The sequence below is a fragment of the Arthrobacter tecti genome, from assembly GCF_054511355.1.
On record NZ_JBTNCT010000007.1, the window covers coordinates 16,354 to 34,928 of the forward strand.

Annotated in this window: 13 protein-coding genes; 4 read left to right on the plus strand and 9 right to left on the minus strand. The window is 65.5% G+C overall.

The window, feature by feature from the left end; genetic code table 11:
- Positions 1–34: 34 nt before the first annotated feature.
- Positions 35–967 carry a formylglycine-generating enzyme family protein gene (locus ACX80C_RS09890; protein WP_459326302.1) on the minus strand — a complete coding sequence of 311 codons (933 nt, stop codon included), beginning with the start codon at positions 965–967 and terminating at the stop codon, positions 35–37.
- Between the two features lie 49 nt (positions 968–1,016).
- Positions 1,017–3,047 carry an outer membrane protein assembly factor BamB family protein gene (locus ACX80C_RS09895; protein WP_459326303.1) on the minus strand — a complete coding sequence of 677 codons (2,031 nt, stop codon included), beginning with the start codon at positions 3,045–3,047 and terminating at the stop codon, positions 1,017–1,019.
- Positions 3,048–3,242: 195 nt separating this feature from the next.
- On the opposite strand from ACX80C_RS09895, the gene ACX80C_RS09900 reads away from it, so the two are divergent.
- Together ACX80C_RS09900 and ACX80C_RS09905 are read left to right on the plus strand one after the other, a co-directional pair.
- Positions 3,243–4,424, plus strand: coding sequence for an ROK family protein (locus ACX80C_RS09900; RefSeq protein ID WP_459326304.1), 1,182 nt, complete (start codon positions 3,243–3,245; stop codon positions 4,422–4,424).
- Positions 4,425–4,485: 61 nt separating this feature from the next.
- A complete protein-coding gene (locus tag ACX80C_RS09905; protein ID WP_459326305.1) occupies positions 4,486–4,908 on the plus strand; it encodes a hypothetical protein in 423 nt (140 codons plus the stop codon).
- On the opposite strand, the gene ACX80C_RS09910 is transcribed toward ACX80C_RS09905, so the two are convergent.
- Positions 4,905–5,942 carry a glycoside hydrolase family 76 protein gene (locus tag ACX80C_RS09910; RefSeq protein WP_459326306.1) on the minus strand — a complete coding sequence of 346 codons (1,038 nt, stop codon included), beginning with the start codon at positions 5,940–5,942 and terminating at the stop codon, positions 4,905–4,907. The genes ACX80C_RS09905 and ACX80C_RS09910 overlap by 4 nt on opposite strands.
- A gap of 162 nt (positions 5,943–6,104) precedes the next feature.
- On the opposite strand from ACX80C_RS09910, the gene ACX80C_RS09915 reads away from it, so the two are divergent.
- Both ACX80C_RS09915 and ACX80C_RS09920 read left to right on the plus strand, forming a co-directional pair.
- Positions 6,105–6,881 carry a 3-hydroxyacyl-CoA dehydrogenase gene (locus tag ACX80C_RS09915; RefSeq protein ID WP_459326307.1) on the plus strand — a complete coding sequence of 259 codons (777 nt, stop codon included), beginning with the start codon at positions 6,105–6,107 and terminating at the stop codon, positions 6,879–6,881.
- A 29-nt stretch (positions 6,882–6,910) separates the two neighbouring features.
- A complete protein-coding gene (locus ACX80C_RS09920; RefSeq protein ID WP_459326308.1) occupies positions 6,911–8,110 on the plus strand; it encodes an acyl-CoA dehydrogenase family protein in 1,200 nt (399 codons plus the stop codon).
- A 49-nt stretch (positions 8,111–8,159) separates the two neighbouring features.
- On the opposite strand, the gene ACX80C_RS09925 is transcribed toward ACX80C_RS09920, so the two are convergent.
- From ACX80C_RS09925 to ACX80C_RS09950, 6 genes are all read right to left on the minus strand, one after another.
- Positions 8,160–9,494 (minus strand): hypothetical protein, encoded by a 1,335-nt coding sequence (locus ACX80C_RS09925; RefSeq protein WP_459326309.1) that lies wholly within the window; start codon positions 9,492–9,494, stop codon positions 8,160–8,162.
- Entirely contained in the window at positions 9,397–10,092 is a 696-nt protein-coding gene (locus tag ACX80C_RS09930; RefSeq protein WP_459326310.1) for a DedA family protein, read from the minus strand. The genes ACX80C_RS09925 and ACX80C_RS09930 overlap by 98 nt, the downstream gene beginning before the upstream one ends.
- A 59-nt stretch (positions 10,093–10,151) precedes the next feature.
- Positions 10,152–11,060 carry an RluA family pseudouridine synthase gene (locus ACX80C_RS09935; protein WP_459326407.1) on the minus strand — a complete coding sequence of 303 codons (909 nt, stop codon included), beginning with the start codon at positions 11,058–11,060 and terminating at the stop codon, positions 10,152–10,154.
- A complete protein-coding gene (locus ACX80C_RS09940; protein ID WP_459326311.1) occupies positions 11,060–13,009 on the minus strand; it encodes a DUF6541 family protein in 1,950 nt (649 codons plus the stop codon). The genes ACX80C_RS09935 and ACX80C_RS09940 overlap by 1 nt, the downstream gene beginning before the upstream one ends.
- 79 nt (positions 13,010–13,088) lie before the next feature.
- Positions 13,089–13,883: a DNA-formamidopyrimidine glycosylase family protein gene (locus ACX80C_RS09945; RefSeq protein ID WP_459326312.1), complete on the minus strand. Its 795-nt coding sequence runs from the start codon at positions 13,881–13,883 to the stop codon at positions 13,089–13,091.
- Complete coding sequence (locus ACX80C_RS09950; protein ID WP_459326313.1) at positions 13,876–18,558, minus strand: ATP-dependent helicase; 4,683 nt, start codon at positions 18,556–18,558, stop codon at positions 13,876–13,878. Before ACX80C_RS09950 ends, ACX80C_RS09945 begins: the two co-directional genes overlap by 8 nt.
- Positions 18,559–18,575 lie beyond the last annotated feature (17 nt).

The following is an 18,575-nucleotide window of genomic DNA, read 5'->3' on the forward strand; positions in this document are numbered from 1 at the left end:
GGTGGAAATCGTGGGTGGGACAGTGAGTGATGAGCTAAGCGGCTGCGACAGTCCGGAAGCCGCAGTTGCTGCTGGAGGACTCCGGCGAGTTTGAGGTTCGCGCCGCCACGCGGTACCGGTTGCAGTAGGAGTCGTGGCACAGGTAGGAACCCCCACGCATTACGCGCCCGGAGCCGATGGTCGGCCCCGGCGGGTTCTCTGCGGGAGACTTCCTGTAGTACCTGGGCAGGAACCAGTCAGCACACCACTCCCACACGTTCCCGCTGACTTCGTACAATCCGTAGCCGTTCGCTGGGAAGGACCGTACCGGCGCGGTGCCGAGGAATCCGTCGTCGACCGTGTTTGAGCCCGGAAAGGTTCCCTGCCAGATGTTGCAGAGGTGGCCGCCGTCGTCGTCGTACAGGTTGTTACCCCAGGGGTAGCGGGCGTCAACCAGCCCCCCACGGGCCGCGTATTCCCACTCGGCTTCCGTGGGAAGACGGCGGCCGGCCCAGCGGCAGTAGGCAAGTGCGTCATTATGCGAGACGTGGACAACCGGATGGTCGCGCACATCCGTCCACGACGAGCGCCCGCCCAGCGGATGGGCCCAGTAGGCACCGCGCACGTTGAGCCACCACGGCGCGCCGGCGGCTGCCCCGACAATGTCGGCCGGATCGGCATTCACCACGAGATGGAAAACAGCCGATGTGCCGTACTGCTCAGCCTCCGTCCGATACCCCGTGGCGTCGACGAATCGGGCGAACTGCTCGTTGGTCACAGCCGTGGTGTCCATCCGGAACGCGTCCAGCCGCACCTCGTGTACGGGAGTCTCGCCGTCTGCCGGGTAACCCTCACCGAAGGCGTCACCCATCCGGAAGGAGCCGGCCGGAATGGTCACCTCAGCATGACGGACAGAGCCGACGACGACGGCGGCCGCTTCACCTGAAGATGGCACCTCCCCGGATCGGGACGGACTACAGCAGCTCACGATTCGCTCCTCCTCTCCGGATCAGATTCTCATAACTTGGCTCAGGGTCTCAGCGTCGCGGGTGGTCGTTGATCTGCACGAGGTTGCGGCCGCGAAGGGTGTACAGGAAGCCCTGCTCATCGTTGGTGATGTGGGCACCGCTGTACCAGCCGCCGTCGACGTCCGCCACCACGACCGTGACCGCGAACGTCTTCGGATCGAAGCGGAATACGTTGTGATCGGACACGCCATAGACCACGCCGCGGTTGGTCACCATCGCCGCGAATCCGCGAGCAATTCCGCTGACATTCTCCTGGTGGATCAGGCGGCGCTTCGGAAGGTCGATCACGAATGCGACCCCCGTGCGGGTCAACCCGTAGAGGTGCTTCCCGCGCACGGCCAGTGCCGAAACACCACCTCCCAGGCCGGGCTCGAGGCGCCACAGTTCCTTGCCTCTTCGCGGATCGAACGCGACGATGGTTCCGGGCCCGGCAGTGTTCTGGAGGCTGCCGCCCAGGTAGGCAACGCCGTCGTGGGTTGCAACCGCCCGGACATACTGCTGGTCATCTATCGGATTCAGGAAGTACGCCGAGGTGCCCTTGTAGGGGTTGTAGGTCCACAGTGCGCCGCCGCCTTCGGTGTCGGACTGCACTCCGGCCAGCACCAGCCGGTTCTCCTCGTCCCAGTGCACGTCCTGCGGCCTGTTCTGGGATGTTGGGAACCCGGCCACCTGATGCATGGGGTCGCCGCTTCGGGGGTTGTAGGTCCAGATGCCCTGGGAGCTGTACTGTGCGGTGTACAGGCGGCCGCGGACCATGATGGCGTCCTTCGCCTCTCCCGGCACGCTCATGTTGACCACCTCATTCGAACCGAGCCTGTGCTTCGCGATGACGCCGTTGCCGCCGATGAAGACGTAGCCGGCTCCTGCAGCAAGTCCCATAGTGGTCTGCGGGTCACCGGTTGCGCCGGCGTCGGCCAAGTCGGTCACAGTCGCGGTTTCGGCAGCCGTATCGATGGACGCCACAAAGCCGAAGTCCGAGACCACGAGCACCTTGCCGCCGTGGACCTCCACTCCCCAGATACCGCCGAGTGCAGGCAGTCCATCGAATTCCACGGCGGAGACCGCGTTCTCCGTGAGGGAGTACGCAACCAGGCCGGTGGTGCTTCCGAAATACACCTTGTCGCCGTCGATCGCGAAGTTCTTGGCAGTAGTGCCGATGGAGGTGGCAACCGAGTAGGAGGACAGGTTATTCAGGTCAATCGCGGCAACCTTGGACTCCTCGGTCGATGCCGCCGAACCGACGACGAGCTTGTCGCCGAAGACCGCGAGGTCCCGGATGCTCGGATCGACTTCCATCTCCGCAGGGGTGATGAGGGTGAAGGTCTTCGCCGCCCGATCGTAGGCGTACAGGCAGGCGCGGCTGGCCCCGCTCCCGCCGCCAAGGGTGCTGCCCGCGCCGAAGAACACCGTGGTATCAGTTGCGGCGACTGTACGGGCGAGGGTCGCTCCCGGGTCAGGAACGCCGAGGTTACTGACGTTCCCGGTTGCCGGATCCCATTCCCACAGAGCGGGCGGAGCGCCCTGCGGAGTGTCACCAACGATGAAGAGGTGGCCGTCGGGTGAGACGCTGAGTGCGCGGACGTTGCGTTCGCTCGTCTTGCCGATCGCCACCGCTGGTGTTTGCGGCGTCGTTACGTCCCAACGGAAGAGGTTGGGCTCTGAGTTCAGGCTCTTCTTCAAAACGCCGGCGTAGAGGTAGCGGCCATCTGGGTCTGCCGCGAGGGCCTGGATGGTGTGCCCCTCGGCGAGCGTGGTCTCCGCGACGACCTTCTGCGTGGGGAGGTGGAAGGCGATGACGCGGGCCGGCTCAAGGTTGCGGGACCCGATGTAGAGGGTGTCGCCAATGAGTTTGGCGCTCATCAGTGAGTACTGCACGACGGCGGGACCAAGGTCGACTATCTCGGTGCCTTTTGGTCCGGAGGGTGCGAGGGCCGGCAACGCGGATGCAGAGCCTGCGCCCGCCAGGCCTAAGGCAGTGGCTACGCCGGCGGCGCTGCCGGCTCGAAGCACATCGCGGCGGCTGATCTCAGAAGTGCGCATAACGTTTCCTTCTCGTTGAACGGGACGTCTGTGGGAACGGAGTGTAGAGGGATGCAATGAGGGGCTTTGGGGCTGTGGCGTGGAGTGTGATCCAGCTTACGTTCAGCCTGGGGTGTTTTGTCAATGACTAAATTATATAGAATGTGATTTAGGTCAACTCTCGGGAGTCTCAGGCGCTGTTGAAAGGGAATGCAAATGTTGAAGGCCAGGGCTGGAAGCAAGGCGCTGATTCGCGAGATCAATGAAGCCTTGATTCTCGATATCGTCCGAAGCCGGGGCCCGGTGGCCCGTGCGCAGATCGCTGTTGCAACAGGTCTGAGCGCCGCAACCGTGACCGGCATAACGGGCAAGCTGCTTCGAAACGGCTTCCTCGTGGAAACTGACATCCGGAACGGCACTGGGGGCCGGCCTGCCCGGCTCCTGGAACTCGGAACGGAAACCGTATTCGCGGCCGGAGTGCGCCTTTCCAGCACCGAAGCCTATGCGGCCCTGGTGGATTTGCGCGGAACCGTTGTCGGCACGCACCGGGAGAAGCTCAAGTCTTCGGACCCCGCGGACGTCCGGAGCGCCGTCGTGCGCGCGGTACAGAAAGTAGCCGGACCGCGCAGCATTTCTTCGCTTCTGGGCCTGGGGATCGCGCTATCCGGAGTGGTCGATCAGAAGAGCGGCCACGTGCGCCACAGCGGTTCCCTAGGTTGGGAGGACGTCCCGCTTCAGGCGGAACTGCAGGGCACGGTAGCGATCCCCGTGGTGGTGGACAGCTATGCGAACTCCTTCGGGATGGGCCTTCTGCTTTTCGAGGACAAGCTGGAGGGTCGTGACCTGCTTGTTTTCAGCGTGGGAACCAGCCTCGGTGCGTCCGTCATTGTGCAGGGACGCATCCATCGCGGATTCAACGGATCAGCGGGCGGATTCGCCCATTCGCGGACCTCGGATGCAACTGCAACTGCCCGCGTACTGCCCTGCCACTGTGGTGCCACGAACTGTCTGGAGACGAGGGCTAGCTGGTGGGGGATTCAGCAGGAACTTTCGGAGGGGATCTTCCCGGACAAGTCCGCCGCGCTTGCCGATGCGGCTCTCCACCTGGGCACGGCGATGGCCAATGTCGCCAAGATTTTCGGCCCGGAACGGGTGGTGCTCGCCACGGCGCCCGAGGTGGACGGGCCGGAGCTCGCTCAGCAGACCGCGGAAATCTACCGGGAGCAGTACAGGCACGAAAAAACACCGGCACCGGAACTTGAAGCGACCACGGCAGACAACAACGCGGTGGCGAAGGGAGCCGCCTACATGGTCCTCGCGCAGATCTTCACCGCGAACACGTCCGAGGCCCACGCGAGCGCAGACCTGCTGGAACTCGCCGTGGCGCAGCAGGGCTGAGGGGAGAGGAAGATTCGGCACGCTTGGCGCTCGGTCAGAGCGTGAGGGTAGCGTTATTGCGATGAAGAAGCTTTCAGTGTCACTGACAACCGCGGCGATAGGCGGAGCCCTCACGCTCCCCCGTCCCGCGGACTGGTCCCGGGCCACGCAACGCGCCATCGTAGTCCTGCCCAGTGTCGCTCTCGCGGCCGGGGCTGCTGTAGTTCTTTCCAGAGACACAACACGCTCCATGGAAGACGGCACGGAGGAAAAGGACAAGGTAAAGCTGCCCGTACCCGCCCGTGTAGCAATAGCCCTTGGCCTTGGGGCGGCTGCCTGCGGTGCGAGTGCGCTCGGCCTGCGGTTGGACGCGTGGATGGAACGGCAGCTCAGCGGCCGGGGACTCGCTCATCCGCGCCGGTGGATGGCCGCCGGCGCAGCGGTTCTTTACCTGGCTCTCGACCTTGTGGACACGCCCGAGCGGGAACGCCCGGCCAAGCATTAACCAACCCGGTAGGCGGCCTCGAAAACCATCCATGCCTGTAGTTGCGTTGAAAGCTCCGCAGCACCGGTGCCGGCGTGAGAGTACGGCGCCTCGGGAAAGACAACAACAGTACGACGACGGCGCCCGCCGGGTTCGAGTTCGCCCCGCCCCTCCCACAGGCCGTCCGCCGTCGTCGTGATCAATGTCCGTGCTGTGCTTCGCGAGCTCTCAGCCAGTAGCGGCGAGTTCGCGGCAAGCGCGAGATAGCGCGCGAGAATGCCGGTGAACAGGCCGCCGTCGCCGCCGCCGTGGGTGCGCAGCGCTCCGCCGGATTGCACTAGATTCTGCGAGACGGCTTCGATCAGCGCCTCCGCACGGCCAACGTTGCGTTCCCCGCCGAGAGACAGCAACGCACCCAGCACGGGGCCCTGGTTATAGGTGTAGATGTCGGTGACGAGTTCTTCGCTGCGCACCCGCTGACCATCCAAGAGAAGGCCGGTACGCGGGTCAAGCAGCCTGTCGAACAGCCAGTCGACCATTCGTTGAGCTTCCTCCAGCCGTCCGATGCGCGCAAAGTAGAGCGCTGCCGGGCCGGTCGCCGGGGTGTTCTTGAAGTCGCGGGACATGTTCCAGAACAGTCCGCCGCCGAGATCCGGGGAATGTGCAGAGGCCAGTACCCGCGTCAGCTTACTCAGTGGCCGGTGGCCGGCGAGATCGGCCGACCGGAGTGCCGCGAGGGATAGCCACGCCATGTCGTCGTAGTAGGCGTTCGTCCAGCGTCCGCCGTTACGCAGCCGGATAGTGCGCAGGAGGCGCCGCGCACGTGTGCGGTGCGCGGCGGCGTCGTCGTTGTTCCCCTCACGCTCGGCTGCGTCGAGAAGACAGTCGAGGTAGTGGGCCTGCCACCAGTAGTGCCATGGACCGCCGAGCCGCCTTGGCACCCGCACGGCGCCCAGATGCGTACCCGGCAGACCGAGCAGACGATGGCCGAACACGTTGGTTACTGAACATGCGGCAGTGGACGCGCGGGCTTCAGCGTCCTTGGCGGTTGACATACAGCCAAGCCTAATCGCGGGCGTCCCCGCCGGAACTGAGCAAAGTGCACAGTTCAAACGCTGCAGGATGCCAGGTGGGCTGAATCACAGTAGGCTCGAGTGAGCGAATCCGCTGATGCTGATCCTCTCGGCACAACGATCGAATGACGCAAAGGAGATGTCATGGAGTCTGCTGGAAGTGTAGCCCTGGTCACCGGCGGGGCGTCCGGGCTTGGTCGCGCTACGGCGCAGCGGCTGTACGACGACGGCGCGTCCGTGGTGATTCTCGACCTCCCGCATTCGGACGGGGAGGCGTTCGCCCAAGCACTCGGCGACCGCGCGCGTTTTGTTCCTGCCGACGTCACCAACGAAGCCGAGGTACAGGCGGCCGTGGACGCCGCCGTCGAACTCGGTCCCTTGCGGATTGTCGTCAACTGCGCCGGCGTGGCGACTCCGGGGAAGGTGCTCGGACGCGATGGCGTGCTGCCGCTTGAGCAGTTCAGCAAGGTAGTGAACATCAACCTTATCGGCACCTTCAACGTGCTTCGTCTCGCGGCCGAGGCCATTGCCGCTACTGACCCGGTACAGACGGAAACCGGCACCTCGGAGCGTGGCGTGATCGTCAATACCGCTTCCGTTGCGGCCTTCGACGGGCAGATCGGTCAGCCTGCGTACGCGGCGTCGAAGGGTGCCGTCGCGGCAATGACCCTTCCGGTGGCGCGGGAACTGGCGCGGTCCTTCATCCGGGTCATGACCATTGCTCCGGGCATCTTCGAGACACCCATGATGGCCGGCCTTCCGCAGGAGGCGCAGGATTCGCTCGGCAAGCAGGTTCCGCACCCCTCGCGTCTCGGCAAGGCGACCGAGTACGCGGCACTGGTCGCGCACATCGTCGAGAACCAGATGCTGAACGGCGAAACCATCCGCCTGGATGGTGCCATCCGCATGGCACCGAAGTAGACACTTTGAATGATCGAAAGGACAGCTCAATGGAGAGCGGCCTCCCATCCGCAGACTTCTACGGATTCGAGTCCCTGCTCAGCGACGCCGAACAGGCCAAGCTTCAGGACGTTCGCGATTTCCTGGCGAAGGAAGTAATCCCCTACGCCACCGACTGGTGGAACCGTGCAGAATTTCCGCTGGAAGTGCTGCCCAAACTCGCAGCCCTCAACCTCAGCACTCCCGTGCAGCAGGGCTACAGCCATCTCTTCAGCGGCATGGTCATTGCCGAACTCACCCGTGCGGACACGTCGCTGGCGACATTCTTCATGGTTCATCACGATCTGTTTGTCGAAGCCCTGCATCAGTTCGGGACCGAGGACCAGAAGAGCCGCCTGCTGCAGGACGCCATGGACCTCACGATCACGGGTGCTTTTGCGCTGACAGAACCGCAGCACGGCTCGGACGTGGCCGGCGGGATGGCAACAACGGCAACCCGCGACGGCGACACCTGGGTCCTCAACGGCGCCAAACGCTGGATCGGGAACGGCACTTTCTGCAACTACATGCTGATGTGGGCAAGGGACAAGGACGACGGCGCGGTACGCGGCTTCATCCTCGACGCGAACCTGCCCGGGGTCACCCGCACGGTCATTGAGAACAAAATCGCGCTGCGGACAGTGCAGAACGCCGACATTGTGCTGGAGAACGTCCGGGTTTCCGAAGCGGATCGCTTCGCCGGGATCAATAGCTTCAACGACACGAAACAACTGCTGCGCGGCTCCCGCATCCTCGTCGGGTGGCAGGCGGTAGGCCAACAACTCGCCGCGTTCGACGCCGCCCGAGCCTACGCCGTCGAACGTCACCAGTTCGGCCGGCCCATCGCGAGCTTCCAACTCATACAGGAACAGTTGGTCCGGATGCTCGGCAATACAACCGCGAGCCTTGGCATGATGACCCGTGTGGCGCAGCTTCAGGAGGCTGAGCACCTCACGCGGCACGAGGCCCCCAACAGCGAAGGTGGGGCCGATATGGCGCAGGCAGCGCTCGCGAAGTCCTACACGTCGTCGCTCATGCGCGAGACGGTGGCACTCGGCCGGTCGATCTTCGGTGGGAACGGAATCGTGACCGACTTCGGCATGGCCAAGATCTTCGCCGACGCCGAAGCCATCTATACCTACGAAGGCTCCTACGAGATCAACTCGCTCATCGCCGGACGCGCCATCACAGGAGTCTCCGCGATCCTTTGACGCATCGCCTCTCCATCGACCGGGCGATATCCTGCCCAGGAGGTCCTCGTCAGCGCGGGCGTTCGTCCTCGTAGTACTCGTCGTCGTCCTCATCATCGTCGGCGAGGTCGATCGGCGGCAGGTTCGCGGTCTGCCGTGCACGAAGCGCACGCCGGTACGAGTGGTCCACGCGGTGCCGGCGTGAGCCCGCGGAGATAAGGATCAGGAACACGGCAAGCGCGGTAATCGCGGCGACGGGCATGGACTGCGGCTCTCCGATGAGGCGTTCCACAATGATCCACCCCATGCCCCAGACCACGGCCAACGCGACGGCGATTCGCCCACGGTCCATCGAGCAGATCGCACTTCCGGCAATGACGACGACGCCGAGCCCCACCATGGTCCAGACGAATCCGTCATCGGTGAGCCAGGTGACGTCATTGAGGGCTAGAACCGCCGCCGTGTGACTGAGAGCGGTGAAGCCGATCCACCCGAGGAACAGCCCCAGCGGAACGTCTACCAGGGCACCCTCAAGCCGGGTTGCAGCGGACCAGCGATTGAGCCAGCGCAGCGACACCAGGAGCACACCGAGCAGCAGTGCATGCAGCACCAGACTGAAGACGTAGAGATCGGCCTGGATGGACAGTGCGAGACCAAGGTTCAGCAGAAGCGAGGCGATTACCACCCAGCCCAGCCGACGGTGGCGGGGGCTCTCCAGCTGGCTGGGCAGCCACTGGTGAACGGCGTACCCCACCATTCCCAGCGCGATGAGTGCCCACAGGTACAGGGAGAACAGGCTGGGGGATACGAAGCTCAACCCGGGCGCAAGGAGGTCCGAATTACGGATCTCCGGTCCGCCGAACAGGCCCACAGCGGAGGCTGTGCCAACGAGAGTTCCGATCACCGCGAGGGTCACCAGGTTGCGTCGCACCTGGTCAGGCCGCCAGGAACGCACGTTCGCTGCCGCGCTGCGGCTAGTGGTAGCAGTCCACGACGCCGTTTGCTTGCCGGACTTCGCTACCCAGGATGACGCCGCAACTGACGCCGCCTTCGCCTTCTTTGCCCGTTCCGCTGCAGAAAGCGACCCGGCCCCGGGTTTTCCGACGGAAGACTCCCGCGTACCCGAATGATCGCCGTGAGGGACAGCGCCGGGCCCATCACCCTGGCGGGTGGTGTCGGCGGGTTCGTCCTGTGGCGCAGCTTCGGCGGGTGGGCTCGCCTGCCTGGCGGGCGTCGTCGTCGTCGTTCCGGTTGAACCGGTTTCGTCGATGGGCGCCGCTGCCTTTGGCCTGGCTGCCTTTAACCGTTCAAGGACGCTGCTCTGGTCGCTGGACGGGGAGTCCGTCTTCGGTGGCGTGGGTGGAGGTTGGGGCAGCCGGTGGTTGGACGGAGTCGGCATGCTCATGTGTGTTTCGGACCTCCCGGCGCTGCTTGAGCGCGAAGAACGCTGCAATGATCAGTCCCACCAGAGTACCTACACCCATCCCTAGGAGTGCACTGGCCCACATCGGGAAGCCGGTTGTGACGTCGGAGATGTAGCCGAGCCCCACCAGCCAGAAAGACCAGAGGACGCCTCCGACGGCAGCGAATGCCAGGAAAGGACGAAGCGGCACGTTGGCAATTCCCGCCGCAGCGACGCCCGCGGTCCGCCCGCCTGGCAGGAAACGGAGCGCAACAAGCCCGGCGTAGGTGGGGGACTTACCTGCTTTGTCGACGGCGGTACGGATGCCCCGGTGCACGGCGCGGCCCCAACGGAAGCGATCCAGCCAGTGCGTGAGCCGGTTCCGGAAGAGCAGAAACAGGATCAGGTCACCCAACCAGCTGCCTAGAGCGGCCGTCAGCAGTGAGACCGGGAGCAGAACGGAACCCTCGGACGCCATCGATCCGGAAGCGATCACCAGAAATTCCGACGGCATTACCGGCGCGAAGACATCGGCGATCACCACGAGCAAGGTGACCGGGTGAATCAGCACCGACCACTCGGCGATGGCAGAGAAGTCCACCTAGCCCAATCTACAGCGGCCGAGGTGCCGATGGGCAGGGCCAGTTTCTCCGGGTAGCTTCATCCCAGCGCTGAGAGTTCCAGGCGGCTGGTGAACGACGCCGGCTTACCCGTCAGCGGATCAGTGAACTCGATGTGCCGTGCAAGGAGCTGCAGCGGTTTGGTGTAGTCGTCCTCCTGCTGGGGTTGCAGTACCGGGTAGAACGGATCGTTCAGGATGCCCAGTCCCAGCCCGGCCATGTGCAGCCGCAGTTGGTGCGTCTTGCCGGTGTGCGGCTGTAGCCGGTAGCGGCCCACGCGGCCGCGCTCTCCAATGAGGCTTATTCGGGTTTCGGCGTTCGGTTCGCCGTCCACTTCCTGGGCCAGCAGGTAGGTTCGGGACTTGATGATGCGGCTATGGACGGTTCGGGGATGGGTATCCAGCTGAAGGGACGGGTCTATGGGGGCCGCGGCCTCGTACTCCTTGCGGATCTGCCGGTTCTCGAACAATAGCTGGTAGGCGCCGCGGGTGGCGGGGTTGGTGGAGAACATCAGGATGCCCGCGGTCATGCGGTCCAGGCGATGCATTGGAATGAGGTCCGGCAGGTCCAGTTGAACCCGCAGCCTCACGAGTGCCGACTCCGCGACGTACCTGCCTCCCGGCGTCGTCGGAAGGAAGTGCGGTTTGTCCACCACCAGCAGGTTTTCATCCTGGTGCAGGATGTTCGTTTCGACCGGTAGCCGCTCCTCGATGGGCAGTTCACGGTAGTACCAGATAAACGTGTGGTCAGTGAGTGGAGTCTCGCGTGTGAGGCGCTCGCCACCGAGTGCAACTACCTCGCCCCGGTCGAAGCGTTCCGCAATTCCTTCTGGGTCCACGTGGTTCCAGCGGTCCAGGATGTACTCAAGCGCGGTGCTCCAGGGGCCTTCCGCCGGCAGCCTGAGCCGAGTGGCGTTCACGCCGTTACGGACGGGGAGCGGGGATTGCATCACCCGTTAAGGGTACGTGCGCCTGCGCAGCCCGTGATCCGGTACAGCGCGGCGTCGCCAACGCTCTCGATCAGTTTAAACCCATTCTCCGCTGTCAGCTCCTGCAACCCGGGCTCAACGACGCGCTCGCCAGGGTGCACGGAGTCGGTACCGAAATCGAGCACATAGCCAACCCCGGTCTCTTCCAAGGCCGGGCACACGGCGGCGTTGGTGGTGAGCTCATCGAGCGATTCGAACAGGACCTTCCCGGCCTCGTTGACGGGATCGGCGCCGTAGGGGAGGAGGGTGGGGATGCCGGTGTACGAGTAGGACAAGGAAGCGCCGGTCAGCGGCACCCCAATCATCTTTGCCCCGGGTTCGACGGATCGCGGCAAGCGCCGGATTAGTGCCAGCTCGTCATCGGTCAGCAGCTCCGACTCCGGCGTGAACCGGTACTTAGCAGCAGCTTCCTGCGCCCCTATGACTACGGCGTTGACCGGGGCCCCCGCAATGCCCGCCAAAACCAGTACGACGACGACCACGGCCGGCCGCCGGCGCCCGCTCCCCCCACGCAGGAATTGCCTCGCACGCGGTTGACGTAAAGCCGTATCCACCAGTGCGACTCCGCCGATTGCCGCGATCACGATGCCCGCGACCGGAAGCATGGCACTGATCCTGAAGAAATCGTTGTACCAGACACCGGCAATTATCCAGCGAAGATCCGGAGCCTGCCTCCAGTTCGCCACCACAAACAGCATTGCCGCCAGACCGTACAGCGCGAGGGCCCACCGGTGCCGCTTCCGATAGAGAACGACGCCGGCGCCCACCAGGGTCAGGACCGTCGCCAGGACTGCTACCGGCCGGTAGAGCGGTGAATGGAAGATGACATCCACCAGGGCACGGCCGGCGTCACCGAGGTCATCCCAGTTATCCGAACTTGCCCGGGAGGGACGCAACTGCATCCACGCGACGGCTAATGCAATGATGAACAGCGCTGTGGGTACCAGGGTGCGCCAGGCGGGTGCAGTTCCCCTGCGCAGCCGGGCATACGCGGCGGCGATCACCATCGGAACACTCAGCCCGAGTGCACCCACCAGGGAGGCGGGGTGCGCCAAAGCCAGACCGGGAAGTACGCCGAAAAGCAGGAGGAGGTTTCCCGCCGTCGTCGTTCGCAGCGGCGCTCCGACCCTCATCAGCTGGATTACAAGTCCGAGCACCGCCGGTAGCAGTGCGATCGAAAGCATGAACGGGTAGACAACACCGAATTCGAGCAGCAGGTAGGGGAAGCTGCTGTAGGCGCCGGTGAGTACGGCCGTGATGAGCAGGGCGGTGCGGCGCTCACCGGTGACCCTGGTGACCAGGAAGAGGCAGCCGGTACTCCAGATGACCGTGATGATCGCCAGGTTGACTACGTTGATGGCCGCCGGAATGGAGAGGCCCGAGGCAGTGATTGCCACTGACACGACAGCGTGCCAGCCGGCCGGATAGAAGGTTGGCGCCCGGGTACCCAGATACCCCAGTTCAAGGGAGGAGGCGTTCGATGTTTCGGCGATGTAGCGCAGCGCGTTCAGGTGGAAGATGTTGTCGTGGGACTGGGCGATGTTCTGCGGATCGCCGAAGATCCAGAGCATGATCGCGCCAACCGGCACAGCGGCAGCCACCCACGCGATCAGCGCCCACCGCGTGGAGCCGCCGGGATCCATGGCCAGCGATGCCCCGTACCGCCGCCGGACGAGCCACAGCACCAATCCAACCGCAGCCGTCACACCGATCACCGGCACCAGCGACCAGCGCACTCCGATCAGCGAAGCGGCTTCGGCGGCGACGACGACGGCGGTCACGCTCAGTGGCCCGGCGAGGGCCAGCAGGGTGAGGCGGCGCAGTCCCAGGACACCGCCCCACACGAGACCCGGGCCGAGCAGCAGGAGCACCGCGAGGAGGAAACCCGGGAGCATGCTGAACCAGCTCATGATCTCCCTCGGGTAGTGGCGGACGGGCGGATGGTGGCGGACGGGCGGGCTCTTATGGGCGGCGGGACGGGCGGCCGGTTCACGCGGTGACTTTCGCCGGTTGGCAGTGCGGGCAGTGGTAGAGCACGCGCTGTTCCAGCTCGTTGTCACCCAGTTCGCTGCGGATGATCCGCGTTCCGCAGCGCAGGCAACCGCGGTCGGTGCGCCCGTACACCCATAGTGGGTCGCGGAGCAGGTTACCGGTTGTCACCCGCGTCAAGCGGTCCTTGTTCGTTTCCAACAGACGATGCGCGAGTTCCACCATCCGCGGCAGGTTCTTGATCTCGCCGACCGGTGTGAGCGGGTGCTCGCCGGCCAGGAAGCACAGCTCGCACCGGTAAACGTTACCGATTCCCGCGAGGTTCCGCTGATCCAGCAGGGCGAGCCCGATCGGCCGCTCAGGGTCCGCTCGGAGCCTTCGCAGCGCCTCCTCGGAATCCCAATCCGGTCCCAGCAGGTCCGGCCCCAGGTAGCCGACGGCGTCGTCCTCTTCCTGCTGCGCGATCACCCGGAGGAAGCCCAGTTCGAACCCGACCACTGACTTTGCGGCGGTTTCCAGGACGCAGCGTGCCTTGAACGCGGGCCTGCGCCATCGGCCGCCCTTCGGGTAGACGTGCCACAGGCCTTCCATCTTGAGGTGCGAGTGGATGGTCCACTCATCCTCCACACGGATCAACAGGTGTTTTCCGCGCGCGACGACGTTGCGCACCGTTTTACCCGTGAAGTCCACGGTGGCGTAGCGGGGGACGCGGATGTCGCAGCGGGTCAGTTCCTGGTCCCTCAACGCCCTGTCCAGGTCGCGGGCCGCACGCCAGACGGTATCTCCCTCAGGCACGGATCCTCAGTCCCCGCGGCGTGGTGTAGAAACCGGCTGCGGCCAGGGCGCGTCCCGGCTCGGAGTCCAGGGCCGGTTCGCCGTTGATCTTCTCGACGGCCATCTTGTCTGCCGCCCCGCGTCTGATCGCTGCCACGAGTGCCTCCGCTGCGGCTGCCAGTGCGCGGGCGTCCTCGGTATAGGTGAGCATGGTCTTGCCGCCGCGCTCCACGTAGAGCGCGAGCATGCCCTCAACCAACACCACCAGGGCTCCGGCCTTCCGACCGGGACGGTGTCCGCCGTCGTGTTGCGGCCAGCCCAGCGCCGCACCGAACGGATTGGCCGGGTCAGTTGCCGCGAGTGCGACGGCGGTGGGCGGCTTATCCATGCCGGTGTCCGGCCGCGCGTCAGCGCTGAAGGAGCGTAACCGGTCCACGGTTGAGGGCACTGCGAACTGCGCGGCACCGAGGTGCTCGATGAAATACCCGCGGCGGCACCGGCCCATCTCCTCCAGCCGGGAAAGCACCTTGTACATGAGCCCGAATCCGCCGGGGATGCCCTCGCTTGCAACTGACCCCCTGGTGAGGACGCCGTAGCGGTCCATGAGCAGTTCCGCGGTGGCGTGGGCGTGGATGGTGGTGTCCTTCTCGGCCGCTGGGAGCAGCGACCATCGACCTGCTACCTGTGGAGGAGTGCTCCGCTGGTAGCCGGAGGTGCCGCCGTCGTTCTCGCCGGACAGGCCGCCCGCGCGCATGCTGCGGCCGGTCAGCGACGGCGCCCTGCCGAGTCTTCCCATGCGCGCGGTCCGCGCGCGCGGAGTAGGCGTGCGCTGTTTGTGCGCGGTTTTGCCGCCGGCGAGCAGTGCACGCACGGGGGTGAACGTGTCATTACCGATCCTGCCTGCCCACACGAGGTCCCAGAGGGCGGCGGTCACCGCCGGGTCGGATGGCTGCCCTGTGTTGGTGAGTCCCTGCACAAGCTGCCGGAAGAAGTAGGCACCGCCGCCCGAGAGCAGGTCGAGAAGCTCCTGCTGCAGGGCGCTGGGCTCGAATGCCGGGTCGGGCTGCAGCGTCAGCGGCGCGTTCTCGGCCAGATGCAGCGAAATCCAGCCGTCGTTGCCGGGCAGCGATCCGGCACCGGACCAGATCACTTCGCCGGTCGCCGCGAGCTCATCGAGCATGGCCGGCGCATAATTGGACACCCGCGAGCGCAGGATCAACGGCTCCCACGCTGAGGCAGGAATGGGCACGCCGGAGAGTTGGTCAATCACGGTGGCCACGCCGTCGAGCCCGCGAAGCCCGGAACCTACGTGCTGCCACGCGGGCAGGAACCGCCCGTACGCTGCCGGGTCAACGGGTTCAACCTCGTGCCGAAGCGCTGCCAGTGAACGACGCCGAAGCCGCCGGAGCACCTCGACATCGCACCATTCGCTCGAAGCCGGTTCATGAGTTGGGGAGGCCTCGCTGGGCCGGAACTCGCCCTCCACCACGCGGCCGTCGGTAGCGAGGCGCTTCAGGGCGGTAACGACGACGGCGACACCGAGTCCCAGCCGGGCCGCAGCCTCAGGGGCGGTGAAGGGGCCGTGGGTGCGCGCGTAGCGGCCGACGAGGTCGCCCAGCGGATCCGGGGCCGGTTCGATGAATGCGAGTGGAACGCCCATGGGCAACGGCACTCCCAGGGCGTCGCGGAGCCGGGCGGCATCCTCGACAGGAGCGATCCTCTCTTCTCCCGCGATGTTCACGCGGAGGGCGCGATTGGCCTTGACCAGGGCGTCCACGAAGTCATTGACCCCTTCGGGCTCCTCTGACCGCTCACCGATCTCCGCTGCTGTGAGGGGGCCCAGCAGCCTCAACAGGTCGGCAACGCCCTCAAGCCCCCGGGCCTTGCGGTCCGGTGCGAGCCGCTGGAGTTCCTGTTCAGTTTCGGCGATGACGCCGGCGTCGAGCAGTTCGCGCAGTTCGGCGCGGCCGAGGAGTTCATTCAGGAGGGTCGGGTCGAGCGAGAGGGCGGCCGCCCGCCGTTCAGCGAGCGGCGAATCCCCCTCATACAGGAAGGACGCAACGTAGCCGAACAGCATGGTGCGCGCGAAGGGGGAGGGCTGCGGGGTAGTGGTCTCAACGATCCTGAGTTCGCGCCGCTCGATCTGGCCCGCGATGTCCTTCAGCGCAGGCAGGTCATAGACGTCCTGCAGGCATTCCCGGACGGTCTCGAGGATGATCGGGAACGTTGGAAATTTGCGGGCGACGTCCAACAGTTGGGCGGAGCGCTGCCGTTGCTGCCAGAGCGGGCTGCGTTTCGACGGGTTCTGCCGCGGCAGGAGGAGGGCACGCGCCGCGCACTCACGGAACCGCGATGCAAACAGCGCCGATCCACCCACCTGGGCCGTCACTATGCCGTCCAGTTCCTCAGGGTCGAACAGGAACAACTCCGCGCCGGGCGGTTCGTCCTCCATCAGCGGAACCCGGAGCACAATGCCGTCGTCGGACGCCATCGCAGAGCCGTCCATCCCGTACCGCTGTTCAAGCCGGGCGCCGACAGCCAGCGCCCACGGCGCGTGGACGGGCATGCCGAAGGGGCTGTGGAGGACTACCCGCCAGTCGCCGAGCTCATCATGGAACCGTTCCACCACCAGGGTGCGGTCACTCGGGACCGCCTCGGTTGCCTGCTGCTGTTCGCGCAGATACGCCAGAAGATTCCCGGCGGCCCATTCGTCCAGTCCACTGGCGCGTGTCCGTGCCAAGGCGTCTTCATCGGAAGCGTTAGAAAGTTCGCGCACGAAGCCGCCCAGCGCCCTCCCGAGTTCCACCGGCCGGCCCAGCGAATCACCCTTCCAGAAGGGAAGTTTCCCGGGTTGACCGAAGGCAGGGGAGACAAGCACCCGGTCATGCGTGATGTCCTCAATCCGCCAGCTGGTGGCGCCCAGGGCGAAGATGTCGCCGACCCTCGACTCGTAGACCATCTCCTCGTCGAGTTCGCCCACCCGCCTGCCGCCGCGGTTGCCGGCGTCCTCCGAGCCGACGAGATACACGCCGAACAGTCCGCGGTCCGGGATGGTTCCACCCGAGGTCACCGCGAGCCGCTGTGCCCCGGGCCTACCAGTGATGGTTCCCTCGACCCGGTCCCAGATGATGCGGGGACGCAGCTCCGCGAACTCATCCGAGGGGTACCGGCCGGCGAGCAGGTCCAGCGTCGCCTCGAATGCGGAACGCGGAAGTGTGGCGAACGGCGCGGACTTGCGGACGACATCAAACCACTCCTCCACATCGATCGTCCCCAGGGCTGCTGCGGCCACGGTCTGCTGCGCGAGGATGTCCAGCGGATTCGTAGGAATGTACAGCGGCTCGATCTGCCCGGCGAGCATCCGCTCAACGGTGACGGCCGTATTCACCAGGTCCCCGCGATGCTTCGGGAAGAGCACACCCTCCGAGACCTCGCCCACCTGGTGACCCGCGCGGCCCACCCGCTGCAGCCCGCTCGCCACCGAGTGCGGTGACTCCACCTGGATCACCAGGTCCACCGCTCCCATGTCGATGCCCAGTTCCAACGACGACGTCGCGACCACACACCGCAGCCGCCCCGACTTCAGATCATCCTCGATCAACGCCCGCTGATCCTTGGAGACAGAACCATGATGGGCCCGCGCGAGCAAGGGTTCGGCGCCCTCGGTCTGCCCGGCCTGCGCCATCATTTCGGCCGGGGTGCGGTTAGGTTCGCTTGTGCTGGGGATTTCCGTTGGTGCCGCGGCATCTTGGCTCTCCCAGAAGGTTGCCGCCTCCTGGCGTTCGGCGTGAATTTCGTTCAGGCGGGCAGTCAGCCTCTCGGCGAGGCGGCGGGAGTTCGCGAAGACGATCGTGGACCGCTTGGTCTCGATCAGGTCAACGATCTTCTCCTCCACATGCGGCCAGATGCTTGGCTGGGGGGAGGCGGCGCCGTCGTCGTCGTCCGTGGCGGGCGCCCCGCCAAGCTCCGTCATGTCCTCCACAGGGACAGTAACCGTGAGGTCCCAGGACTTCTTCGACGGCGGCGCGACGATCTCCACCGGCGCATCTCCGGCGAGAAACCGGGCCACTGTCTCCTTCGGCTCGACCGTCGCGGAGAGACCGATCCGCTGCACGGGCCTGTCCAGCAGCGCGTCCAGACGAGCCAGCGAGACTGCCAGGTGTGCGCCGCGTTTGGTGCCGGCGACCGCATGGACCTCATCGACGATCACGGTGTCCACCTCTGCCAGGGTTTCCCGCGCACGGGAGGTAAGCATGAGGAACAGCGACTCAGGGGTGGTGATCAGGATGTCCGGCGGGCGGGTCAGGAGGGCACGGCGCTCGGCCTGCGGGGTGTCGCCGGAACGGACCCCCACCGTGACCGATGGTGCCGGAAGGTCCAACCGTTTGGCGGTCTGGGTGATGCCGATCAGCGGCGCCCGTAGGTTCCGCTCCACATCGACGCCGAGCGCCTTCAATGGCGAGATGTACAGGACCCTGGTGGAACGCTTGCCCTGAACCGGCCGGGCGATGAAACTGTCCAGTGCCCACAGGAAAGCGGCGAGCGTTTTGCCTGATCCGGTGGGCGCCACCACCAAGGCGTGCGCCCCAGCCGAAACAGCGTTCCACGCACCTTCCTGGGCAGGCGTGGGCGCAGAGAAAGCGCCCGCGAACCACTGGCCAGTGGCGGGCGTGAATTTCTCCAGCACCGATGTCATCGCTTCATCATCTCCTA